General features: G+C 33.6%; 15 protein-coding genes. 7 read left to right on the forward strand and 8 right to left on the reverse strand.

Annotated elements, in window-relative coordinates:
- Nucleotides 1-57 precede the first annotated feature (57 nt).
- From IEV84_RS01270 to IEV84_RS01285, 4 genes are all read left to right on the forward strand, one after another.
- Nucleotides 58-996 carry a mevalonate kinase family protein gene (locus IEV84_RS01270; protein ID WP_188491651.1) on the forward strand — a complete coding sequence of 313 codons (939 nt, stop codon included), beginning with the start codon at nucleotides 58-60 and terminating at the stop codon, nucleotides 994-996.
- A gap of 204 nt (nucleotides 997-1,200) precedes the next feature.
- Nucleotides 1,201-2,637 carry a sensor histidine kinase gene (locus IEV84_RS01275; protein ID WP_188491653.1) on the forward strand — a complete coding sequence of 479 codons (1,437 nt, stop codon included), beginning with the start codon at nucleotides 1,201-1,203 and terminating at the stop codon, nucleotides 2,635-2,637.
- Nucleotides 2,638-2,767: 130 nt separating this feature from the next.
- Nucleotides 2,768-3,724 carry a geranylgeranylglycerol-phosphate geranylgeranyltransferase gene (locus IEV84_RS01280; RefSeq protein WP_188491654.1) on the forward strand — a complete coding sequence of 319 codons (957 nt, stop codon included), beginning with the start codon at nucleotides 2,768-2,770 and terminating at the stop codon, nucleotides 3,722-3,724.
- Between the two features lie 146 nt (nucleotides 3,725-3,870).
- The gene (locus IEV84_RS01285; protein ID WP_188491656.1) at nucleotides 3,871-4,764 is read left to right on the forward strand and encodes a pseudouridine synthase; all 894 of its coding nucleotides are present in this window, start codon (nucleotides 3,871-3,873) and stop codon (nucleotides 4,762-4,764) included.
- A gap of 77 nt (nucleotides 4,765-4,841) precedes the next feature.
- On the opposite strand, the gene IEV84_RS01290 is transcribed toward IEV84_RS01285, so the two are convergent.
- The 8 genes from IEV84_RS01290 to IEV84_RS01325 form a co-directional block, all read right to left on the reverse strand.
- Nucleotides 4,842-5,246, reverse strand: a complete 405-nt coding sequence (locus IEV84_RS01290) for a hypothetical protein (protein WP_188491658.1) — start codon at nucleotides 5,244-5,246, stop codon at nucleotides 4,842-4,844.
- A 174-nt stretch (nucleotides 5,247-5,420) separates the two neighbouring features.
- Nucleotides 5,421-7,178, reverse strand: coding sequence for a RagB/SusD family nutrient uptake outer membrane protein (locus IEV84_RS01295; protein ID WP_188491660.1), 1,758 nt, complete (start codon nucleotides 7,176-7,178; stop codon nucleotides 5,421-5,423).
- A gap of 30 nt (nucleotides 7,179-7,208) precedes the next feature.
- Entirely contained in the window at nucleotides 7,209-10,397 is a 3,189-nt protein-coding gene (locus tag IEV84_RS01300) for a SusC/RagA family TonB-linked outer membrane protein (protein WP_188491662.1), read from the reverse strand.
- A gap of 22 nt (nucleotides 10,398-10,419) precedes the next feature.
- Nucleotides 10,420-11,892 carry a fasciclin domain-containing protein gene (locus IEV84_RS01305; RefSeq protein ID WP_188491663.1) on the reverse strand — a complete coding sequence of 491 codons (1,473 nt, stop codon included), beginning with the start codon at nucleotides 11,890-11,892 and terminating at the stop codon, nucleotides 10,420-10,422.
- A 31-nt stretch (nucleotides 11,893-11,923) separates the two neighbouring features.
- Nucleotides 11,924-13,642 carry a fasciclin domain-containing protein gene (locus IEV84_RS01310; RefSeq protein WP_188491665.1) on the reverse strand — a complete coding sequence of 573 codons (1,719 nt, stop codon included), beginning with the start codon at nucleotides 13,640-13,642 and terminating at the stop codon, nucleotides 11,924-11,926.
- Nucleotides 13,643-13,656: 14 nt separating this feature from the next.
- Entirely contained in the window at nucleotides 13,657-15,153 is a 1,497-nt protein-coding gene (locus IEV84_RS01315) for a RagB/SusD family nutrient uptake outer membrane protein (protein WP_188491667.1), read from the reverse strand.
- Between the two features lie 18 nt (nucleotides 15,154-15,171).
- Complete coding sequence (locus IEV84_RS01320; protein WP_188491669.1) at nucleotides 15,172-18,447, reverse strand: SusC/RagA family TonB-linked outer membrane protein; 3,276 nt, start codon at nucleotides 18,445-18,447, stop codon at nucleotides 15,172-15,174.
- Nucleotides 18,448-18,454: 7 nt separating this feature from the next.
- Complete coding sequence (locus tag IEV84_RS01325) at nucleotides 18,455-20,701, reverse strand: fasciclin domain-containing protein (protein WP_188491671.1); 2,247 nt, start codon at nucleotides 20,699-20,701, stop codon at nucleotides 18,455-18,457.
- A gap of 596 nt (nucleotides 20,702-21,297) precedes the next feature.
- Here IEV84_RS01325 and IEV84_RS01330 point away from each other — a divergent pair.
- Genes IEV84_RS01330 through xylA form a run of 3 tightly spaced genes read left to right on the forward strand, consistent with a single transcriptional unit; the run spans nucleotide 21,298 to nucleotide 25,118 of the window.
- Entirely contained in the window at nucleotides 21,298-22,296 is a 999-nt protein-coding gene (locus IEV84_RS01330) for a GntR family transcriptional regulator (protein ID WP_188491673.1), read from the forward strand.
- Nucleotides 22,297-22,299: 3 nt separating this feature from the next.
- Complete coding sequence (locus IEV84_RS01335; RefSeq protein ID WP_188491675.1) at nucleotides 22,300-23,781, forward strand: xylulokinase; 1,482 nt, start codon at nucleotides 22,300-22,302, stop codon at nucleotides 23,779-23,781.
- A gap of 11 nt (nucleotides 23,782-23,792) precedes the next feature.
- Nucleotides 23,793-25,118: a xylose isomerase gene (xylA, locus tag IEV84_RS01340; protein WP_188491677.1), complete on the forward strand. Its 1,326-nt coding sequence runs from the start codon at nucleotides 23,793-23,795 to the stop codon at nucleotides 25,116-25,118.
- Nucleotides 25,119-25,206 lie beyond the last annotated feature (88 nt).

The following is a 25,206-nucleotide window of genomic DNA, read 5'->3' on the forward strand; positions in this document are numbered from 1 at the left end:
TACCAACAAATAAAAGGCGATAACATATATGACAACTAAAAAATAATTTCCACATATATGAAAGGACCTTTATTTTACTCAAAAATATTACTCTTTGGAGAATACGGAATTATTCGTGATTCTAAAGGTTTATCTATTCCTTATAATTTCTATAACGGAGCTTTGAAAAAAAGCGAAAGTCCTTCAGCCGAAGCCATTGCTTCAAATGCGAGTTTGAAGCGTTTTGCTGATTATTTGCAAACTTTAGAAAACGAAAAAACAAACTTGGTTTCTTTTGATTTACAATCTTTAAAAAATGACATTGAAACCGGAATGTATTTTGACTCCAGCATTCCGCAAGGTTATGGTGTAGGAAGTAGTGGTGCATTAGTAGCGGCTATTTATGATAAATATGCCCATAATAAAATCACCGTTCTGGAGAATTTAACCCGCGAAAAACTATTGCAGTTAAAAAATATATTTTCTCAAATGGAGAGTTTTTTCCACGGAAAAAGTTCGGGATTAGATCCTTTAAACAGCTATTTGAGTATTCCGATTTTAATTAATTCGAAAGATCATATCGAAGCTACCGGAATTCCTAATCAAAGTTTTGATGGAAAAGCTGCTGTTTTCTTATTAGATTCAGGAATTATAGGCGAAACAGCTCCTATGATTAATATTTTTATGGAAAACCTAAAAGACAAAGGTTTCCGCACCATGCTTAAAAATCAGTTTGTAAAATATACCGATGCCTGCGTAGAAAACTTCCTTGGTGGCGATATGAAATCGTTGTTCATCAATACTAAAAAATTGTCGAGCGTGGTTTTAAATCATTTTAAACCAATGATTCCGGAACAATTTCATGAAATTTGGCAAAGAGGCATTGAAACCAATGATTATTATTTAAAACTATGCGGCTCAGGCGGAGGTGGTTATATTCTTGGTTTTACTGAAGATTTAGAACGCGCCAAGGCTTCCTTGAAAGATTATAAACTTGAAGTAGTTTATCAATTTTAATTTTATCTTTCTTTTAATATTATACTAAAAAGGTATTGATTCACTCAATACTTTTAGCTGTTCTATTGCCTTTATCCAATAATTTTCCGAAGTGGTATAAAACGTTTTTATTTCACTAAACAACTTGACAGATTCCTACATTTTTTATAAAAAAACAGTGTATCTTTAAACTTCGTTTTCTATTTATAACTAAATAAAAACAATATGCTTAAAAATACTCTTCCCAAAAAAGTTAGATTAGGCAATATTCTGATTCCATTACTGGTAGTTGCCATATCTTGCGCTCTTTTAATAAGCAGTAATTATCTGACTATAAAAATATTGTCCGCATCAAGAGCCTACATCAATGGCGAATCTCATTATTCGAAAGGACAAAAAGATGCAACACGCCATTTAACTACTTATCTTTTAACCAATGACCTTAACGAATGGGATTTATTCAACAAGGAATTAAGCGTTCCGAAAGGAGATAAAATTGCCCGATTAGGCCTTATCAATGATGCGCCCATTGAAACCATTGAAGCCGGTCTAAAAGCCGGAAGAAATAATCCCGAAGATTTTGACGACCTGATATGGCTTTTTAAAAACTTTAAATCGGTTTCTTTTTTTGCAAAAGCATTAAAAGAATGGGAAAACGGAGATGTATTAATAGACAAGTTAGCAGCACTTGGGCAACATGTAAATCAGAAAATAACTGCTCATAACTTAAATGATACTGACAAAAAAAGCATCTTAAAAAAAATAAATACTTTAAGTATAAAACTGAGCCAAAACGAAAAAGAATTTTCTAAAAAATTAAGTTCCGGATCACGTTCTATTACAAATCTACTTTTGCTGGTTAATATTTTCTTTTCATTAATGATTCTAGGAAGTGTCAGCATTTATTATTGGGTAATCGTTTCTAAATTAAAACGTTCTAAAACAGAAACCGAAGAAACCAACAAAAATTTAACTATCGTTAACAAAGAATTGGACAAATTTGTTTACAGTGCTTCACATGATTTAAGATCGCCTATTTCTTCTTTAAAAGGTTTAATCGAAATTATGAATACCGAAAATAATGTTACACAATTAAGAGCTTATCTGGCACTGATGAATCAAAATCTGGACAAACAAGATCAATTTATAAGAGACATTATCGAGTATTCTAAGAATAAAAAAGCAAAACTTGCCATCAAAAAAGTGAGTTTGGTCCAAACAATAGAAGAAGCAATTGGCCAAAACCAATACAGACAGGGAACAAAAAAAATCAGCATCAACAAAACACTGAATATTGACAGTATTGACAGTGATGAATTAAAACTTAAAATCATTATTAATAACTTATTGACCAATGCCATCAAATATTCGGATTCAGGAAAAGACAACTGTTATATTACTATTAATACTTACGAAGACGATGAAGGAAATAAAATTGTGATTTCAGATAACGGTATTGGTATAAAACCTGAATATCAAAACAAAATATTTGATATGTTTTTTGTGACTAATAACAACAATAAAGGAACAGGTTTGGGACTTTATCTGGTAAAAGATGCAATTAAAACCTTAAACGGAACCATTGAAATCACTTCAAAAATTAACATTGGCACCAAATTCACGATCAGTTTACCCAAAAAATACGATCAAATAACCCTCTGATTACAATACTAAAGTCCTTAATTTTTAGTTATTTTAATCCAAACAAGCGCGTTTTAAAAAACAAACCATTAAATTTGAATACTGAATATTATTCTTCTCAGACCATCGAAATTGACAGAAAAACAAAAAAATGATTAGTAGAAAGCACAAACTTTTAGCGTTAAAAATTATTAGTTTGTTCTCTGTTGTTAGAGGTTACAACATTCCCATTATTATTTTGGCACAATATTTATCCGCCATTTTTATTCTGGCTCCCGAAATAAGAGCATTGGATGTTGTATTGGATTTTAGTTTGTTTCTGATTGTTTTTGCCTCAACAGTAACCATTGCTTCAGGCTATATCATTAATAACTTTTATGACAGTAGGAAAGATTTAATCAATCGGCCTACTAAGTCAATGCTCGACCGATTAGTAAGTCAAAGCACCAAACTTAAAGTGTATTTCCTGCTTAATTTTATTGCCGCTTTAGTAGCAGCATACCTTTCCTGGCGGGCTTTCCTGTTTTTTTCAGCATACATTTTTCTAATTTGGTTTTACTCTCATAAAATTAAAAAATACGCATTCATAGGTAATCTTATGGCGTCTTTTTTAGCTGTAATGCCTTTCTTTGCCATATTGTTGTATTATTATACTAAGCTTCCTTTTTACGAAATTGAAACCTACAAAAGTCAATTTGTTGTCATTTCTGCCCATGCTACATTTTTATTTTTACTATTACTTATCAGAGAAATGATTAAAGATTTAGAAAATATCAAAGGCGATTTAGTGGATAACTACCGAACAATCCCTGTACTCTATGGAGAAATGACCTCTAAAAAAATAATTAGTCTCCTGAGTCTTTTAACACTATTTCCGGTTTATCTTTTAATCGAAATTTACGATGTGGGTTACATGGATATTTATTTCTATTCCTGCCTGATTATTTTAATTTTCTTCTTAAAATATTTATGGGAATCCAACACTAAGGCGCAATTTTTATTACTTCATAACGTACTTAAATTTCTAATTGTTTCAGGAGTTTTCTGCATTATTTTAATCAATCCAAGTGTTTTGTGGCACGGAAAAAAACTGTTATTCTCTTTTTAAACAAAATACTACACAGCAAATTATTCTTCTTAACGAGACTTAGTGTTTTATAATTAGCATTTAATCAATTAGCAACTATATAAATACTATCTTTGCAAACACTTTGAACTCAAAGTCCTAATTGACAAAGTAAATTATCGAATAATATGAATAATAAAGAAGGCAATAACAAAAGAGGTGGTTCCAGACCAAGTTCTAATAAGCCAAAAGCTGCTTTGCCAAAAAGAGCACAGGGACCTAAAAAACCTAAATTTAGTGCTAAAGCTGCCGATGAGGCCGCAAAAAAAACAGAAAAGAAACCAAATCCGGTTGCTAAAAGACCTAAAGCAAAAGACGAAATTCGTTTAAATAAATACATTTCCAATTCCGGTGTTTGCTCACGTCGTGATGCCGATATCTATATCCAATCGGGCAATGTAAAAGTCAACGGTGTTCCGGTTACCGAAATGGGTTATTTGGTAAAACCGGGAGATGAAGTAAATTTTGACGGCGTAAAATTAACCCCTGAGAAAAAAGTGTACATCTTACTAAACAAACCTAAAAACTTCACGACAGCTCTTGACGAAGGTCAGGAATACCGAAATGTACTGGAATTAGTTAAGGGATCCACTACAGCAAAAATTGCGGCTGTAGGACGCATGGATAAAAACACTACGGGATTATTATTATTTACCAATGATACAGACATGATTAGAAAATTTTCGTTACCTAATCAGAAGTCATCAAAAATATACCAGGTTTCATTAGACAAAAACTTAAAATTTGAAGATTTAGAAAAAATCAACAAGGGATTAGTCCTTGACGGTCATCGTGTTTTTGTAGAAGAAGTAAGCTATATTGAAGGTGAAGCCAAAAGTGAAATTGGATTGAAATTAAAAACGGCTAATGTAAAAGTAGTGCGTTCTATTTTTGAACATTTTGATTATGATGTTTTAAAAATTGATCGTGTAGCCTTTGCCGGTTTGACTAAGAAAAACTTACCAAGAGGCAACTGGAGATTACTTACCGAACAGGAAATTATCAATTTAAAGAACGTTTAGTTTTTCTTTAAATTACAAAAAAGCCGGCTCTAATTTTATATTTGAGGCGGCTTTCTTCTTACTTATGTATAATATCATTAATTAATTCCTATTTCTACATAAAAATCAATCCCAGAAGGCATAATAAAAGTATCATACGAATTAGTAATTCCATACTCAGGCCAATAATAATCATACTCAACATATGGTTGTCTAGCACTTTCAATCATTCCTGAGTCATCATCAACAACTATAGGGTGTATCGTTCCATTAGTACTTGTACCAAAGACCTCTATTACTTCACCTTCCTCCGCACTTATAACCCCTGAAGTAGGACCATTTGCATTAACACCAACAACTGTACAATTCACTTTTGTAACTCCATTTACTCGAATTTCTAAAGAACCTTGACAAGTTAGTTCCCATCTTATAGATTGTTGGGCTGACATTTCAACAAAAAAGAAACTCAATAATAGAACAAAGAAAATGGTTAATTTTTTCATAATTTAAATAAATTTGGGTTAATAAAATTTTACAAGTTGTTTTTTTTCAACTCACTCAAAACTAATATTTTATTTTTAAATTAACAAGTTTTTTCTTTGTTTTTTTAAACAAAAAAGGTTTGTCGGGATAAACCAACAAACCTCTTTTAACTACAAATTATTCAATCTATATAATTACCATTTAAAAGGCAAATACCAGTTATTTGGATTCATTAATTTAGCTCTTACCTCATCAGCTTTAGCATTTCCGTCTTTACTCAATTTCTCATAGATTTTATCAGCTAAGAAAGCAGGATCATTTCTGCGTCTGGAAACACGCACTAAATCTTCCCAACGGTTTCCTTCGTAAGCCAGCTCTAAAGCAGCTTCAGCAATAATATTATTTTCAGTGGTAATCACATCATCACCAATTGCACCAACCGATTGTAATCTGGCACGTCCACGTACTCCAGTGTTACGATGCCATGGCGCTCTATAATTAGGAAAATCTCCTTGTCGAGCATCAAAATTATAAGGAAAGGACTCGTTGGTCTGTTGAATATTTGTCACATCAGCAGGAATATTATTAGGATCAGGAGTATAGGCTGATTTAATTCCTTGATTCAACAACGCATAAGCAATTTTTTGCTGATTATCTCTGTTTGCCGCTTCAGCATAACGCAAATGTAACTTAGCAGCACGATACAAAAACCAATCTCCATTTCTCTTAAACTGATCATTTGCTCCTTCAAATTTATAGATATATTTCATAATCACAGGATCCCCAGCTACCATTTTATAAGTAAATTTTGGTCCACGGGCATCATAAGGATAACCAAATATAGAACCGAAAACCTGATTATTTGAATTCCAAAGATCTATTGCATGCTGTGATGGTTTGGCCAAATAATCGCCTGATGTTTTAGAAAAGAAAGCAATAAAAGGATTTGCTGGAGCAAAACTACTCTCAAATGGCAAAGACCAAATCCACTCTGAATTCCACAAGACATCTCTGGTTCTTCCAAAAATTGAACGCCATCCTTTAGTATTACTATCTACCAAAGTGGTCGCATCTGTCTCAAAATTTCTTAAATAACCCACAGCCAAATCCTCATTAGTAATAACCTCTGCATATTTCACGCGGTAATTATCTACGGTTTGTACACCACCAGCTGGCGTTTCTTCCATCACATTTTTGTAATGAGCAGCAGCTAACTGATAATTCCCTTTCCATAGCTGCAAATCACCCAATAAACATTCCTTATTAATAAAGAATTTTCTGGTATCATAACCATCTACTGTCACCAACAAACTACTTTGCCCATCATAAATATTTTTATACGTTAAAGCTTCTGTAAAAGTGACCAATTGATCTAAAAGCTGATCAAAAGGAATTCTTGGATATTTTTTAATATTTTTAACATCCTCTAATGTTTCAATTGGTTCTGTGATGTACGGCACACTTCCAAAATGAATTCCTAATTGCAGGTAGATCCAAGAACGAATGCAGGCAATATCCGCATAACGTTGCTCATATTGCGATTGTGTAAATTTCTTATCAGCTAACATGATGTCAAAATTCTTTAAGGCATCATTACAATTTTGAATCACTTCATAAAATTGCTTAGGACTAATATAAGGATTATTTTCTGCAACATTATGCTCTGATAATTGCTCTAAATAAGGATTTGAATTTCTGGTAGTCGTCATCAAATCGGCACGCATCTCATTCAAAATAACATGCTTTTCAGCCAAATTCATAAACTTACCATAAATTCCTATTACAGCTGCATCAGCATCGTAAACATTACGATACAACTGATCTCCTACAAGCTTATCTTCAGGTTGTACATCCAGATAGTCCTGGCAGGAACCAAGACTAAATAATAGTGTCATAGCCGATAGAATCGATACGATACTTTTTGTTGTTTTTGTTTTTATTGTTGTTACCATCTGTATGTTCTTTCTATAAGAGTAAATAATTTAAAGTCCTAAACGCAAACCAAGTTGAAATGAAGTAAACTGAGGCGCTAAACCAATATCCGTCCCCTGACCAAAAATAGAGGAAGTTGCACTGAACTCAGGATCATATCCAAGATATTTAGTAAAAGTAAGCAAGTTATTAGCAGTTGCATAAAGCTTGATATACTTAACATAATTAGCATCATTAACTTTAAAATCATATCCTAATACTAAAGTTTTCAATCTTAAATAAGAACCATCTTCAATCCATCTGCTTGAGAATTCAGAATTCCCCATTGGATCTCCCCAGCTTGCTTTTGGAACATCAGTCACTTGTCCTTCTGCTCTCCAACGATTGGCTACTGCAGCACTTTGGTTTTCATAACCACTCATTTTCTCTAAATTATAACGCAATCCGTTATAAATATCATTACCAATTGAAAAATTAAACAAAGCCTGAAGACTAAAACGTTTGTAAGTGAAATTAGTTGAAAAGCTACCCAATACATCCGGATTAGGGTTACCTATTACCATACGGTCATCGGCATCAATAACCTTATCATTATTAGTATCTACAAATCGCATATCTCCTGCTGTAAAAGGAATTAACTCCCCATTAGTCAATCGACGGTTCAAACCGGCTGCATTTGCTTCAGCAGTAGTGCTATATACTCCTGCTGCTTTTAAACCATAAAACAAATTAGCGTCTTTCCCCACTGATGTTAAATAAGTAGCACCTGCAAACTGAGTAAAAATATCTCCATTAGGCAGTGACTGGATTTCGTTTTTATAACGACTCACATTTACTCCTAAATCAAAAGTAAAGTCAGTTGATTTAATAATACGGGCTTTCAATGACAAGTCTGCTCCTATAGTTCTCATTGAAGCATTATTAGAGGCAGCAAAATCAAAACCGCTTGCATCACTAACTGTTTCATAGACAATCATATTGTCTGTTTTATTAGAAAAGACATCAATAGAAGCATTCAATCTTTCGTTAAAAATACCTAAATCGGCACCAACATTGAATTTCTTAACTGTTTCCCATTGCAAGTCTGGATTAGCAATATTACCTCTTACTATACCTTGCATTCCTAATAAATTTTGAGAAATATAATATTTCTGTGCTGTGAAATTCCCTATATCATCATTACCACTATGTCCCAAAGTAGCTCTCAATTTCAAATAATCAATAGCCTTTACATTCTTCATAAAACCTTCAGAAGACACTAACCAGGCTCCGGTAATAGATGTCATTAGGGCATATCTATTAGCACCATTATTTTTATCTCCGAATCTACTTGAACCATCAACAGCATAACTTGTAGTCAAAAAATATTTATTGCGATAATTATAATCTGCATTAGCATAAATATTCAACCAGTTCCATTCGCCTAAAACACCGCCTACCTGACGTAACAAGTTAGAACCTGCTCCTACAGAAGTAAAATCATCCGTTGATGAATTGTACCCCAAACCTAAATCACTTTCTGATTTATTGCGTTGAGTTCGAACACCAAAGCGAACTTCCAAATTATGGTCATTATTAAAATTTTTAAAATAATTAGCATAAGTATCTGTGTAAAGACTATTATATATTTGAATTTCGCTTCCTGAACGATTAGTACCAATGGCAGTAGGAAGAACAATATTAGCAACTCCCTGATCCGGAATAAAGAAACTTTCTCTCTCTTTGTTAAGAGTTAATCCCAAGATAGTATTAATATCCCAAGACTTATTCAAAACATACTTAAATTTAAGATTTCCAAAGAAACGATAGTTGTTATTTCTTCCAAATCCATTAGTAAAAATAGCCTTTGGGTTACCTACATTAAAATCATCCACATCAGCCAGATTAGGAGAAACTTCACCCGCATCATTAATATCATTAACTGTTAAAAATGGAGCTTTAGTCAATGCTAAATACAAAGGATTGGTTTTATAGGCAAAACCCTGATCCCATTGTTCCTGAACATTATTGATAAAAGACAAATTAGCATCAACAGAAAGTTTGTTTGTCAATTTTAAAGCTGCGTTTAAGCGCGTACTGTATCTTTTAGTATTAGTTTGATCTATAATTCCTTTGCTATCTAAATAACCTACTGATAAACCAAACTTAGCTATTTCATCTCCTCCACGAACTTTAAGAAAATAATTCTGATTTACACTAGATTTAAAAACCTGATCCTGCCAGTTTGTATTATTATGATATTTATAATATCCCGCTGAACCTACTACATCATTCATATACGGTAAATAAGAAATCTGTACTGGTGATAAACCACGTCCCAATTCTAATTGCGATAAATGTGTGCGATACCCATTTGAGTCCAATAAAGGCAGCTCATCAGGTGTTTGATTAACACTCCCATGCATGGTAAAATCAATCTTAGTAGATAATTCAGTTGCACGAGTGGTAGTAATTTTAATTACTCCATTAGCTCCTTTAGTTCCATATAAAGAGGAACCATCCTTTATAACTGTAACATCTTCAATATCCTTAACATCAATATTGCTTAAGGGTGAAGACATATTATTTTGGAGGATACCTGAACCGTAATCTTCATCATCATAAATCATTCCGTCAACAATAATCAACGGTTTATTAGAGGCATACAATGATGTAAAACCTCTTAATGACAAATAGGTTCCTGCACCTGGAACGCCTGAATTTCTAACGGTATTTAAACCTGCTATTTTTCCCTGAAGAAAACCTCCAACCGATTCATTAACAGGAGCAGACCATTGATCATTTTTGAAATCAACAACAGTTGCTGCTGTGGTGTTATTATACTGTATTTTTTCTCCTGCAGCTAAATTGGCCACTTCATAAGTAGGAGCATAATGAGCTTCACTTAAAAATATTTCAATTCCTGATTCTTGTCGTCTTAAAGCATATACCTTTGTTTGAAAATTTTCTCCACTAATTTTAAGAAGTGCTTCTAAATTAGGGACTTTAATATCAAAACTACCGTCGTCATGGGTAATAGCTGCCGAAAAACCATCGACAGCAACATTTATCCCTGATAAAGCAGATTTTGTTTTAGCACTTTTTACAACACCTTTTACTAAAATGCCTTGTATAGTTTTATTTTGATTTGTCGTTGCAGTAGCAGTAGAATCCTGGACTTCCTGTGCATACAATGGTGTATAGAATTCCGCTGCAAAAAATAGGCTCACAAGACAGCTTAGTTTTATAATTTTTAGCATAACTAATTTTTTATAGAATATATTATTTAAGAACAGGAACAAATTTCAAATAATCGAGAGTAAGTCCACTTGTTGCAGTTGTGGCTCCACCTATTAGGGAAATCATGTCAATATTACCAGCAGTAGTCATTGTAAATTGTCCTACAAGAATTTCATCATAATTATTAAAAGGAATAATTGTCAGAGGAACCGCTTCAGTAAAATTAGCTACATCATAGGTACTACCAGTCAACACTATCGAACCTCCTATTCCTAATTTTTGTTGAAAAAGAGTAGATGTCGTTCTATCATTAATTGCTCTCCAATACACCTTATAGGTAGTACTATACATATCTCTTGCATTATAAAATAATGTAAACTTAGCTCTGGTAGGAGCTTGTACCATAATATCATTAAACAAAACCCCTAAAGGATCTCTTCTGTCCCGATAAAGAATAGGTGTTCGAGAGCCTATATAACCGCTATTCTTCTCCCCCTCAATTCGTGTAGTCAATAAACGTTTAGCAAGCGGAACATCAACTTTTTTCATAATGTAAACAATTCCATTACTTAAATGAATTTGTTGAACAATCTGAGTTTTGTCTATTGGCACTTCAACTCCAAATCTTGAGGTTAATGTTGCCGGTAATTCATCCAACTCATACTTTTTAGCAAAAGCCATATCTCTTAACGTAAAATATTTAGCATAAATAGCCGTAGAATCAATTGTCGGTTCATTTGAAGTTTTAATCAAATAGGGCTTCATTTTATCAACTTCAGCTGTGTACCCGGCATCTTCCATTAAAAATAATGTATATAAATTATTCTCATTATTCAAATTGTAAACATTTCTTAAATAAGAATTGGTCAAAGAATCAGAAAGATAACCAACACCTCTTTCTACAGATAAAGCTTTAGCAGTAATATCTGAAGTATAAATACTAAAATCTTTCAAACTCAATAAATAATCACTAGTAGCCGAAACACCTGCTTGAGAATTGATATACTGCCAGATATTTAATTTAGGCGTCAGCGCTTTATCGATGATATGAAAAACACCGTTCTTAGCATACTGATCCGGATTAACGATAGTAGCATCATCTATCATTGTACTCCCTTTGAAAATCAAATTTTTATTAGTAAACATTTTGATTCTTTCCTGCTGATTGGTTCTAATAGAAGAATAAGCAGTAAGAGTAATATGATTCGCTACAAATGCCCTAACAGCTTCTGGATTGTTCAATATACTACTTTCAACTTCTGCCATAGCGGCATTGGTAGGAACAAAAACAGTGAATGTCTTAGATGAAGCTAATATTTCATCGTACCCCGTTTGAACCAACAATTCAGCAAACTGGGAAGTTTCAGATGTCTTACTTATAGCCTCATTAAGTGTAACTCCCAGATTAGCATCACCGTTATCTGTGCGATCATCCCAAGGATTAGAACAAGAGATTATAGCTAGTGTCAAAACACTAGCTAATAACCTTGCATATTTAGATTTTAATATGATCATTTTTAATTTATTAAATTTATTAATTGATTGATTACGGCTTCTGAACTAAAGTACTTTTACCTGCTGCAAATTTTGGCCATAACTGATCCATTTCAACAGGACGGAATTCTGCCATATCAAACCAAGCTCCATCTGAGAAACTTCCCTGACTTTGCAAAGTTAAAGTATGTCTTCCTGTAGTTGGCACATCTACTACACCAACTAATCTACAATTTACTCTGTTAGACCATGGGGAAGCATAACGTTTATAACCCTGAGATTCCAATACGGTTTCAGGTGTATTAGCGGTATCCGTATTACCTCCCTCGTGTAAGTTTATTTGTCTAGGCATTTCTATTCCATTAAAAAAAACTTTTACATTACCCAATTTAGTTCCTTTTTGTCTGTAAGAAATCCAAATTTTATATCTTCCTTTAATAATTACTGGCGTCTTAAACCTAATATTTTGAGCATTGGCGTCTCTAAAACGGTTAATATCAATAGCATCAGCACCCCAGCAATTCCCAACACCATTAAGTATACTTGTTCCATCTGCATCTTTTCGATAACCTATCCATGCAGCTCCATCTCCTGCCTTTGCATCCCAGGTAACATCAATTCCTGCATCACCAACGAAAAGAGTCTGCAGAGTAGCTGCAGGTTTTTTCCAAAAAGCAGTTAATCTTCTGAATTCAGCTATATCAGTAAACTCAAAATATACCGGAGCCGGAATACGTTTCTTAATGGCAACATTCCCTTTTATATAATGTAAAACCCCATTAGAAGCTGTTACATCACTTACACTTCTATCAATAGCAACCCCTTTTTCTAATACTCCATTAAATATATCTTCATTTAATAAAATAGTATCCTTACTCAACTTTGTACTTATTACTTCTAAAGGCGCTTTTGTAACTAAAGAAGGCGTTATAGCGATATCAGCTAAATACTGCAATCTTGGCAAAATACGGTAGCTAACAAACAAATTTAAGCTGTCTTTTAAATCCAATGGATTGTTCAAATGACTGTATCTGTTTTTTAGTTGATCCAAGGTAGTATATCCAGCCTCTTGAAACACTTCATTAGTTTGGGCTAAAACAGTTAAATAACTATCAATATCAGTAATATCTGTTAAAGGTTGATTTAATTTATCGTACCAGCCTGTTTCTTTTAAAACCTCAGTAAACAAAGAAAGTTTTGGGTCAGCTTCAATAGTTTGTGCTAAAGTTTTATCGGCAACACGCAATACTTTATCAATAACATGAACTACTCCATTTCCTAATTCAATATTAGAAGCTACTATACTTGCATCTTTATTCACAGTTGTAGAAGAAACTCCATTTTTATTTGAAGCTCCCGTTACTAAATATTGACCATATAAACTAGGAGTAGCAATTTTACCATCCGTAAAAGAAGTTGTATTTACTTTTTGATCTAAAATATGCAGTTTAGCAATATTTTGTAAATCAGTAATTGGAACCTGACTCAATGAAGTAGCTCCTACATCATTCAAATAGGCTTGTACAGCATCATTAGTTGGAATAAAAATGGTATAAGTTCCATAAGTATTCATGAATGCAGCATAATTAGTAATATCCAGAATTTCTAAAAACATAGAATAATCCGAATTTGTTCTTAAATATTCAGTTATATTAAGAGTTTCATCGGTAGTTTCTTTTATTTTTTGTTCAGAACAATTTTGAAACACTAAAGCTATTAAAAAAACTAAAGTAAGTCTCAACAGGCTAGGTAATCTTAGTAATCTTTTCATGACTTAAATTTTTTTTATTTATAAAAAGGGTTTTGTACAAGTGCTTTATTAGCAAAAAGTTCATTGGTATTTATAGGTAAATAATGACTATTTGGATCTCTTAATTTGGCAAGTACGGATTGCTGTTGTTCTGGAAGAGCTCCAACAATACCCGCAGAAAGTAAAATATCCAATCTTTCATAATTATTTCTTTTAGCATTACGCAGAAGATCAAACCATCGCTTCCCTTCATAAGCAAATTCACGGGCACGTTCTTCCAACAGATAATTTATAATTTCTATTTTATTCTCAGAACCTGGTTCTTGTGATGTTACTTCCAAAGCATTTCGTTTTAATCGTATTTCTTCAATAATTTCTATTGCTTCTGCCCCTCTGTTTAATTCGGTAAGTGCTTCTGCCTTCATTAACAAAACATCAGCAAAACGATAAACAAACCAATGGGTATCTGAACTTTGTACTTCTTTTAGATCATTAAAATTCAACCCTACATACTTATAGATTTGAGCAGTTCCCGGAACTAAAGATGCACGTTCACCACGAACATCCCTATTATTAGCATTTTCTAAATCAATACCAAAGACATCTTCAAGTACTTCCACTCCTCCTAAAAACTGAGGTCTCAGATAAAAAATACTATAGAAAGAATTTAAGTTAGATGGTGTAAATTGAAATTCAAAAATGCTTTCTGTAGAGTTACCTTGAGCATATACAGTATTAAACCAGTTGCTAGAAGCTTGTATTAAGCTAAATCTAGGTGAAGCTATTACCTTATCTGCAGCTACGACTGCTTTTTCATAATCTTCCACCCATAAATAAACATCTGCCTGCATTGCATTAATAGCATAAGTAGTTATACGACCTCTATTGGATGGATTATTTCCGTAATCTTCTACTCCATATTGTTCAGCTAATTCCAAATCTTTTATCACCTGAGCAAAAACCTCACTTTGAGTATTAGTTGGCAATTGGAAATTATCGGCATCACTTAAAGTTGCATCTAATTTCAAAGGCACATCTCTAAAAGTACGAGCTAATGTAAAATACAAATAGGCTCTAATAGCCAACGCTTCTGAAAGAAAATGATTCAACTGTGTTTGGGTTAGGGTTGGATCCTTTTCTCTAACCGCTGGCGCTAAATCAATTACTGTATTGCAATAGTTAATTGTTCTGTAAAAAATTGACCAATCGGTTAATTCATTAGAAGCAATGATATTAGAATTCATAATATCTCTTTGATCTTCGGTAACATTACCTCCGGGAGCAATCATATCACCTCTCAATTCTCCATACATAAATAAATATTGAGACAAAGGAAAATCATTTACACCTGGAGGAGAATTTAACATGGAAGAATAAATTCCTATTACGGCTGCCTGAATATCCTCTTTGGTTTTCCAAAATTCCTCTCGTATAATTCCATCCTGAGGACGTAAATCCAAATAACTATCGCAGGAACTTGCCGATACAAAAATTATAAAGATTGCTAATATTGTTCTTATTTTAGTTTGCATAAATCAATTTTTTATCGTTTAAAAACGGGTAGTTAGACCAAATGAAAAACGTTTTGTAGGTGGTGTAGATGCGTTATCTATTGAAATTCCAAAAGCACCTCTTCCCATACTTACCTCAGGATCCTGACCTCTGTATTTTGTAAATGTATATAAGTTATCTGCTGTTACATACATTCTTACTTCTTCTAAATTCAATTTCTTTAACAGATTTTTACCCCAATTATAACTAACAGTTACTGAACGAAGACGAACAAAAGAAGCGTCCTCCACATAACGATCAGAACCTAACCAGTTGTATCCTGCTCCATAAACTGCTCTTGGCATATTAGTAACATCGCCCGGATTACGCCATCTTGCTAAAGTTGCAGTACTTTGGTTACTCCATCCATACATATTAGTAGTATTCATATCTGTACCGTTTATAATATCATAATTCAAACGATACGTAAAGAAAAGATTCAATTTCCATTGGTTATTAAAACTAACATTTGGACCAAAACCTCCCGCTAGTTTAGGATTACTGTTCCCTAAATACACTACGTCTCGACTATCAATATTACCATCTTTGTTAATATCTTCATAGATAGCATCACCTGGTTGAAATGTATAATCAGTTAATGGATAATTAAAACGCATAAATACTTCCTGACCATTAGGTCCTATAATTATATTTCCACGGGCATCTCTTGCTTTTGTAGCTTCAAGATCTGTATAAACCCCTTTAAATCTATAACCATAAAATGATCCAAAAGGATTATCCACCTGAAGGAAACGCTTGAACTGTCCATTTCTATCTGTATTTCCACTTTCAGTAGCAACAAACTCAGAAATTTCAGTAATCATGTTTTGATTTGCAGCAATATTGAAATTAAAATCTATTTTCCATTTTCCAGATTTATAAGGAGTTGCATTAAGGCCTATTTCCCATCCTCTATTTTCCAACGTTCCTACGTTTTGATCAGAAATAATATTATATCCGGAAACAGAACTTACTCCAAGGTCCTCAAATCGAAGATCTTTAGTGGTTGTTTTATATATCTCAGCATCTATACTCAAACGTTTATTAAACATTTGAAGATTGAACCCTAAATTGGAACCAATTTTTGTCTCCCAACGTAAATTGTTCAACTGCATATTTCCTGGAACAACACCATTTAGTCCTAAATATTCTGTTTGATAATTGTTATAAATATTATAAAAAACATAATCGTCTTTAGGCGCACCTCCTGAATGTCCATAACTCAATCGCATACTCAAGTCATCAATTTTTTCAAAATTCTTCATAAACGGCTCCCCGGAAATTCTCCAACGCGCTGAAACAGAAGGGAAATAACCGTATTTATTATTATCTGCAAATTTTGAATTTCCATCAGCTCTCAAACCTACATTTATCAAATAACGGTCTAACAAACCATATTGAGCACTAAATACCGCTCCTACGTTTCTTGCCTGAGTATTAGACGTAAATAATGAACCTGTTTGTGTTCTGGATGGATTGGAAGGATCTGTCAATAATGACGTAGCAGTATTAGAAGTCATTACCTGATGAGCAGTATAACGAAAATCATTCGACTGTAATGACAGTAAAGCCTGAAAAGTTTGTTTTTCTCCTATATTAGGTGTGTATATAAAATTTGTTTTGGTAATAATACTAGATTGATCTGAATCACCATCATAAGCTCTGTTTACCACTGTTTCAGTAAAAGGACGACCTGTAGCATTTTGTGGTAAAAAAGATTTATTCTTTCTTGAAGCATAATCAAATTGCAAATCAAAAGTGGACATAAATACCTTAGGAATGATACTTACACTCAAATTAAAGTGAGGAACAATACGATCTTCTGCTATATCATTAATTGCTAACTTTGCCATAGCAAGCGGATTATAAGTTCCACCATAAGTCCCTTGAACATTAAATGCTGGTGAAAAATAATTAGGTGTAAGATTTCCTACTTCGTCATACTCATAAATACTCATATTAGGCATTTTAGTATAAGCGACTCCTCTTAATTTGTCTTCACTATCTTTAGAATTAACATAATTACGTTGCGTATCTGTATGCGTATAAGATATATCCGTTTTAAACTTAATACGATCAGACACCACATAATCCAAGTTCAACCTTGCATTGACTCTTTCTAATCCAGTACCTATAGTAACTCCTTTTTGTTTATAATAACCCACCGAAGTAAAGTATCTTGCTTTTTGTCCACCTCCTTGTAAAGAAAGGTTATGATCTCCTGTAATACCAGGTTGAGTAATGGCATCTACCCAATTGGTATTTTGACTGTAATTATTAAAATAATACACATCTTGTGGATCGTATTGAAACTCTTTTACAGTAAGCGTATTCAAAGGCACCCCATTTCTATTCATAAATGCCTCTGGAATTAATTGTGAATATTGATCTCCGCTTAACATAGGAATAGTAGGAGGCAACTTAGAATAAGTCCCTCTGTAAGTATAAGTAATCTTTGGCGCGCCTACTGACCCACGCTTAGTTGTAATTAATAAAACCCCTGCAGCAGCACGAGATCCCCAGATAGCAGTAGCTGCAGCATCTTTTAGAATAGTAATAGTTTCAATATCAGATGGTGCAATATTAATTAAAGCTGCATAACTCTGATCATCAGCTGATCCAAAGTTAAAATCGTCAGGAACTGACGTTTCATAAGGCATTCCGTCAACCACAATTAATGGATCTGAAGAACCTGTAATAGAAGAAGTTCCACGGATACGAATTTGCATACCTGCACCTGGATCTCCACTACTAGCTACGATATCTACACCCGACAAACGTCCTTGTAAAGCCTCATCAATAGAAGCTGCCTGAGTGTTCTCTAAATCAGCTGCATTAATACTTACCGAACTCGTAGTACGATCACGATCAGCAATTCTCATCAAACCATTATCTGATGATTTAGTAGCAGTAAGAACAATCTCCTTTAATGATTCCACACTGGAAACCAATTTAACTTTAATGGATTGCCTCCCATTAATAGTAATAGTCTGTGATTTATATCCAATAGTAGAAACTACTATTTTATTATTTGGATTTTTAATTCGTAAGGCAAAATTTCCATCAAAATCGGTTACAGTAGATCCTACGGTACGATTCTCTGCATCCTGCTCAATAACGGTTGCTCCGGGAATAGATAAATTATCCCCTGCATCAAATACCTGACCACGTAAGATCGTTGCTGTAGCAGGCTGTTGCGCTAATACTGGTAACGTTGCCAGAATAATTAAGGCAAAGGTAAAATTGCGTAATATATTTGTAATTTGTTGTCTCATTTTATTCCTAGAATTTAAGATAGTTATCTACTAAATGGATTAAAGATCTGTCTGCCAAGTTATTACTTGAAGCTTTAATATAATTTGCAGATGAACTATTAGCTGTAATACTTTTAAATACCAATGTACTTGGTGACCTTGTACTCTCAACCTGTATATAGGTTTTTTCTCCAAAACTATCTTTTCTAAGTGTTTCAAATTGACCTGTAGTCAAACCATCATCAGAAGCTGTTACATTAGTTAAAATATGGTAACTAATAAAATCAGCTACTTTATCTTTATCACCTTGCAATGATGGTGTATAATTAGCAACTCCTGTAGAAGGTGTTCCTGGTAACACACCGTCACGAACTGCCTGAGTAATTGCTGCGTTATTAGGCACAACAAAAGTGTAAGAAGTTCCTAAACTAACACCCTGAATAGCACCTGTTGTAGTATTGTACAATATTGAGTTTTTTAGATAATTAAAAAATGACGAAAATTGAGAACCCGGCATTTCAGCTAATTCTTTTATTTCTAAACCTTGCGCCCTATCTGTAAATCCAAGTAAATTATCTATATAATAAGTTACTCCATTTTGTTGAACATCCGGTTCTCCTACTATATTAACAACAGTTCCCGCTGCTTCATTACCAGCCGAATACAATTTTCCATGATCCCATTTAATATACTCTCCTGGAAAATCCATATCTCCGGTACGTATAATTCCAGAAGAAGTAAGAATATTATCTAACTCTCCATTTGGAGTGGCTACTATACTATTATAAAGAATACGGTACAAACGTGAACTTGCTGCTCCTCCTGAAACGCTTAACCCTGTTGTTGGAGAGGTATAAACCCATTGAGAACTATTAATGTCATAATTGTAACCTAAAGAACGAAGCAAAGTATCAGAAGGCAAAAACAAAACAAATTTATTTCTGATATTACTAATCATCTGTTTAATCTCTGTACTATTATACAATCTTGTGGCAAGTGTAAAAGCAGGATCTAAGTATGCTGATGTATAAACACTATAAAATAAATTCGATTTCTGTATTACATTTGAGCCATAAAAGAAACCATTACTTAATATTTTTTTATCAATAATATTGGCATTAAAATCGAATCGTAAATCTTCCCCTAAACCATTATCGTAGCTTGCCGTTTTTGATGGCCATACAGCATTTTGAACCATATGAGCATTAATGAAATCCTGAAAAACATATAAAGGAAGTTTATCTACTGATGGGAAATGCTTTAAAAGAATATCTCTTACAAAAGGCTCCATAGCAGTGTTATCCGGTGCAATCATGGTAAAACCATCACTTTGTCCATCATTGTCTGCTTCCTTAAGATAGTTCTCACTGTTAGGGGAAAATGTTAATCCGGAATTATAAAACTTAATATAAACATCATCTGATTTTCCGGTAAAATTCTTATAACTTGTTGTTACAGTTTGATTAAAAACATAGGTAACCAAATGTTCTTCAAGCATTTTATAAAACTCACTGTACTTACTAGCTGTTCCTTTAGCATTATCTTCTTCTAAATACTGACCTATACTTAATGGAGGCAAACTAACTTTATCTACTTCATGAATAATACCATTCTCGGCAACTATATCAGCTTGTTGAACCCCCCCGTCAAATAAATTAAAACCAGTATATTCCTTACCCGGATAGAAATAGTTAAAATCTACATCACTTAAAGTTTTAGCTGCAAAATACTCATCAGTAAAATAGGTAACATACTTATTATTATTATCCGCAAAAGCGTAACCTCCATTACGGTTTGCATCAACTACAACCATTGGTGTTCCGTTTACTATTTTATTTTGATAACCATCATAATACGCTGTTCTTCTTCTAAAGGCATTATCTTTTACCCATCCTTGCGCACTTTGATAATCAGAAAGCTGATCTTCTCTAAAAGCATTATAAACCAATGCATATCTTACAATCTTAGCTGCAGTAGCCTCATCAATCTGACTTACATTTGAAATTCCTTTTTCCTGAAAATACGTTGTAAAAGCCGCATCATTAGGCGCAAACATTGTCCAATAGCCTGATTTACTTAGGATATCCTTATAACCTGCTTTTTCAATTAAAGCTGTGAAATTTTTAAAATTGCCCAGCTCCTCTAATCTTTGGTAAATGGGATCTTCTAAGTAATCCGGACGCGCATAATATTCGTCAAATACGTCTCGACTACAACTGGCAAAGATTGCCAGAAGGGGTAGAATTAATAAATAATAGTTAATTTTTCTCTTCATTGTTTGGTTAGCTTATAAAGTGGTGAATAAATTAATTGTGTTTTTTTTAACTTTTTATTACTAAGTTTTAACTTTTCAAATTTATAGGTTCAACATATTACATCTATCCTGCTGTATCCTGTTTTTTATACATGTTTAAAAAAATCAACTATTAAATATACATATCACATTCTATTTGCTAATATTTTGACAATTGAAAAACCACAGTATTTATTGGGATTCCAGTCCGAGTCCCTATGTTTTAGAAATGTAAAAAAAACATATATACCAAATTAACATATATTTTACATTTTTTTCAAAACAAAACATCCTAATTCACATTTTAAAACTCCACCTCTTACATCACAGAAATCCTAAAAAAATGCTAAAAAAACTAAATCCCTCTTCTCAAAACAACAAAAAACCAGAAAACCAACTACTTACTCAAGCAAAATACTACAAACAAAACCATTATAAAAATACAAAAAAAACACAACAAACTGCATTACAGATGATTAACATAAACAAAACACTCGAAACTTTAAAAATTCATCTCAACATATTTAAAATATAAAAAATAAATCTATATTTGCATACCGGAACAGAACAGTATAGATATGGAGAAGAAATTCACTTTTAAAATCAATCACGATAGCGATATCCCAAAATACCAGCAATTAGTTAATTCAATCAACAATGCTATTGCTGAAAACATACTCGCAAAAGGAGAGCAACTACCATCTGTTAACAGCATTTGTCAAAAAAACCAATTATCAAGAGACACTGTTTTCAAAGCCTATTCTATTTTAAAAGAACAAAAACTAATTGACTCTGTTCCTAACAAAGGATATTTTGTTGCCGGAGAAACCAGGAAAGTATTATTAGTCCTGGACACCTTCAAAGCCTATAAAGAAGTTCTCTATCATTCTTTCGTTGACAATCTGGCCGACAATATTATTGTCGATGTACAATTTCATCATTATAATATAGACAACTTCAAAAACATCATTAATAATAGCATCGGGAAATACTATAAATATGTAGTGATGAATTTTGATGACAAAGAAGTAGCATCAACATTAACATCAATCTCAAACGAGAAATTATTATTGATTGACTGGAATATCCATTCGAAACCAAAAAACAATTATGTGTTTCAGGATTTCGGCAAATCATTTTACGACGCACTAAAACAAGGAAAAGATTTATTTCACAAATATCAGGAAACAGTTTTCATCTACCCTCCCTTTACCTATCACCCTAAAGAGACTTTGGAATATTTTAAAAAATTCTGTTCTGATTTTAATCTTAAATATAAAATCATCTACAAGCTCAGTGATTTTAATCTTCAAAAGAACACCGCTTACATTAGTGTGAGCGATCGAATTCTGGGAATGTTTTTAGAACAATGTCGGGAGAAAAATTTAGAACCCGGAAAAGACATTGGCTTCTTATCCTATAATGAAACGCCTATGAAAAAATTTATCTACAAAGGCATTTCAGTCGTTACAACTGATTTTAACGAATTAGGAATAAAAGCTGCCGAATTTGTTACCAAAGAAGAACCCATGAAAATTTACATACCAACCAATTTAATAACAAGAGAATCATTATAAATTATGTACTATATAGGATATGATATTGGAAGTTCTTCAGTCAAGGTTGCCTTGGTTGAAGCAGCTACAGGAAAAAAAATTATAACGCTACACGAACCTGCCGACGAAATGGCAATTACTGCCTACCATAAAGACTGGGCCGAGCAAGACCCTGAAATGTGGTGGGAATACTGCTGTATTGCCAGCAAAAGAGCTATCAAAGAAGCAAATATCGATGCTTCCAAAATAACTGGCGTAGGTATTTCGTACCAAATGCACGGCTTAGTTGTAGTTAACAAAGAAGGAAAATCACTCCGAAATTCCATTATTTGGTGTGATAGCCGGGCAGTGGAAATTGGCGACCATGCTTTTGAAGAATTAGGCGAAGAACAATGTGCCACTCACCTATTGAATTCTCCAGGGAATTTCACCGCTTCTAAATTAACCTGGGTGAAAGAAAACGAACCTGAGATTTACGAGCAAATTTACAAATACATGTTACCAGGCGACTTTATTGCTTATAAATTAACCGGTGCAATCAACACCACTAAAAACGGTCTGTCGGAAGGAATACTATGGGATTACAAAGAAAATGAAGTCGCCGATTGGCTATTGAAATATTATGGAATTGATCCATCTTTGACACCTGCAATTGTAGATAATTTTACCAATCAAAGCTTCCTGAACGAAAAAGGAGCAAAAGAATCGGGACTTCCTGTAGGCATCCCTGTAGTGTATCGAGCAGGTGACCAACCTAACAACGCCTTATCGCTAAACATTTTGAAACCGGGCGAAGTGGCAGCAACCGGAGGAACATCTGGGGTTGTATATGCTGTTACCGATAAATTAAAATCGAAAGAAACTTCGAGAATCAACAGTTTTGTACATGTTAATTACACCAAATCAAGTCCTACTATAGGTAAATTATTATGTATAAACGGTGCAGGAATCCAATACCGTTGGCTGCGCAACCATTGTGGTCTGGATTCTTACGAAAACATGAACCTTAAAGCCGAAGAAATTCCGGTAGGTTCTGACGGTGTCATTGTGATTCCTTTTGGAAACGGAGCTGAACGAATGTTAAACAACAAAAACATTGGCAGTCATTTCCTAAATCTCAATTTAAACAAACACACTCACGGTCATTTGTACCGCGCTACTTTGGAAGGAATTGCTTTTGCGTTTGTTTACGGTATGGAAATCATGAAAAACGACAACACTCAAATAAATGTTATTCGTGCAGGAAATGACAATTTATTCCGCTCTGAAATATTTTCGAATACCGTAGCCACATTAATTGGTCATGAAATAGAAATTTACAATACCACAGGAGCTGTTGGTGCCGCCAGAGCTGTAGGTTTAATCGATGGCGATTATGAAACATTTGGTGAAAACATTATCAAAAACGATCATGTAATGACCTATATGCCGTTAAAAAATGACGAACCTTATTTGGAAGCATATCAAAATTGGAAAAAAGAACTGGAAATAATCATTAACAAATAAATATATAAAAAATGGCAATCATTGGGAGTAAAGAATACTTTAAGGGTATTGGCGAAATTAAATTTGAAGGAAAAGAATCTGACAATCCGTTAGCATTCAAATACTATAATCCAGACCAAATCGTAGCTGGAAAAACGATGCGTGAGCATTTTAAATTTTCTATTGCCTACTGGCATACTTTCTGCGGACAGGGTTCTGACCCATTCGGACCTGGAACACAAAACTTTGCTTGGGATTTATCAAACGATCCGCTTCAGGCAGCAAAAGACAAAGCAGATGCTGCTTTTGAATTTATCAGCAAAATGGGATTTGATTATTTCTGTTTCCATGATTATGATTTGATTCAGGAAGGAGCAACATTTGCAGAATCAGAAAGCAGATTAGCAGCGATCACAGAATATTTAAAACAAAAGAAAGCCGAATCAGGAATTAAATTACTTTGGGGAACAGCAAACTGTTTTTCGAACCCAAGATACATGAACGGAGCTTCAACAAATCCTGATTTCAACGTGTTAGCCAGAGCTGGTGGACAGGTAAAATTAGCCTTGGATGCAACTATCGCTCTAGATGGGGAGAATTATGTTTTCTGGGGAGGACGTGAAGGTTACATGTCTTTATTGAATACTGATATGGGACGTGAATTAGACCACATGGGACAATTTCTTATCAAAGCCAGAGACTATGCTCGTGCGCAAGGATTCAAAGGAAACTTCTTCATTGAGCCAAAGCCAATGGAACCAATGAAACATCAATATGATTTTGATTCGGCTACCGCTATTGGTTTCTTGAACAAATACGGTTTACAAGATGATTTCAAAATCAACATCGAAGTAAATCACGCTACATTAGCACAACATACTTTCCAACACGAAATTGAAGTAGCTGCTAATGCCGGAATGCTTGGAAGTTTAGATGCTAACCGTGGTGATTACCAAAACGGATGGGATACTGATCAATTCCCGAACAACATTCAGGAAACTACAGAAGCCATGTTGGTGTTCTTAAAAGCAGGTGGTTTACAAGGCGGAGGAGTAAATTTTGATGCTAAAATCAGAAGAAACTCAACGGATATGGAAGATGTATTCTTAGCTCACATTGGTGGTGCCGATACATTTGCAAGAGCCTTATTGACTGCGGATAAAATCATCACTTCATCTGCTTACAACAAATTAAGAACAGAAAGATACAGTTCTTTTGATACCGGAAAAGGTAAAGATTTCGAAAACGGAAAATTAGGTTTAGAAGACTTATACAAAATTGCCTTAGAAAACGGTGAATTAGAATTAAAAAGCGGAAAACAAGAGCTTTTTGAAAATATTATCAACCAATATATCTAAAAAGAACTTCTTTTTAATTTTAAAACCTTTCCATTTAACAACAGCCAATAGTACTAAAAAGGGTACTATTGGCTGTATTGTTTTTTTT

It is taken from the genome of Flavobacterium palustre (assembly GCF_014639535.1).
In the GTDB taxonomy this organism is placed as follows: Bacteria; Bacteroidota; Bacteroidia; order Flavobacteriales; family Flavobacteriaceae; genus Flavobacterium; species Flavobacterium palustre.

Excerpts from the sequence above, each read along its gene's own strand:
- IEV84_RS01305 (WP_188491663.1), bottom strand. The coding sequence starts at position 11,892 with ATGATCATATTAAAATCTAAATATGCAAGGTTATTAGCTAGTGTTTTG.
- IEV84_RS01335 (WP_188491675.1), top strand. The coding sequence starts at position 22,300 with ATGTACTATATAGGATATGATATTGGAAGTTCTTCAGTCAAGGTTGCC.
- IEV84_RS01320 (WP_188491669.1), bottom strand. The coding sequence starts at position 18,447 with ATGAGACAACAAATTACAAATATATTACGCAATTTTACCTTTGCCTTA.
- xylA (WP_188491677.1), top strand. The coding sequence starts at position 23,793 with ATGGCAATCATTGGGAGTAAAGAATACTTTAAGGGTATTGGCGAAATT.
- IEV84_RS01300 (WP_188491662.1), bottom strand. The coding sequence starts at position 10,397 with ATGCTAAAAATTATAAAACTAAGCTGTCTTGTGAGCCTATTTTTTGCA.
- IEV84_RS01315 (WP_188491667.1), bottom strand. The coding sequence starts at position 15,153 with ATGCAAACTAAAATAAGAACAATATTAGCAATCTTTATAATTTTTGTA.
- IEV84_RS01295 (WP_188491660.1), bottom strand. The coding sequence starts at position 7,178 with ATGGTAACAACAATAAAAACAAAAACAACAAAAAGTATCGTATCGATT.
- IEV84_RS01290 (WP_188491658.1), bottom strand. The coding sequence starts at position 5,246 with ATGAAAAAATTAACCATTTTCTTTGTTCTATTATTGAGTTTCTTTTTT.
- IEV84_RS01330 (WP_188491673.1), top strand. The coding sequence starts at position 21,298 with ATGGAGAAGAAATTCACTTTTAAAATCAATCACGATAGCGATATCCCA.
- IEV84_RS01325 (WP_188491671.1), bottom strand. The coding sequence starts at position 20,701 with ATGAAGAGAAAAATTAACTATTATTTATTAATTCTACCCCTTCTGGCA.
- IEV84_RS01270 (WP_188491651.1), top strand. The coding sequence starts at position 58 with ATGAAAGGACCTTTATTTTACTCAAAAATATTACTCTTTGGAGAATAC.
- IEV84_RS01310 (WP_188491665.1), bottom strand. The coding sequence starts at position 13,642 with ATGAAAAGATTACTAAGATTACCTAGCCTGTTGAGACTTACTTTAGTT.
- IEV84_RS01285 (WP_188491656.1), top strand. The coding sequence starts at position 3,871 with ATGAATAATAAAGAAGGCAATAACAAAAGAGGTGGTTCCAGACCAAGT.
- IEV84_RS01280 (WP_188491654.1), top strand. The coding sequence starts at position 2,768 with ATGATTAGTAGAAAGCACAAACTTTTAGCGTTAAAAATTATTAGTTTG.
- IEV84_RS01275 (WP_188491653.1), top strand. The coding sequence starts at position 1,201 with ATGCTTAAAAATACTCTTCCCAAAAAAGTTAGATTAGGCAATATTCTG.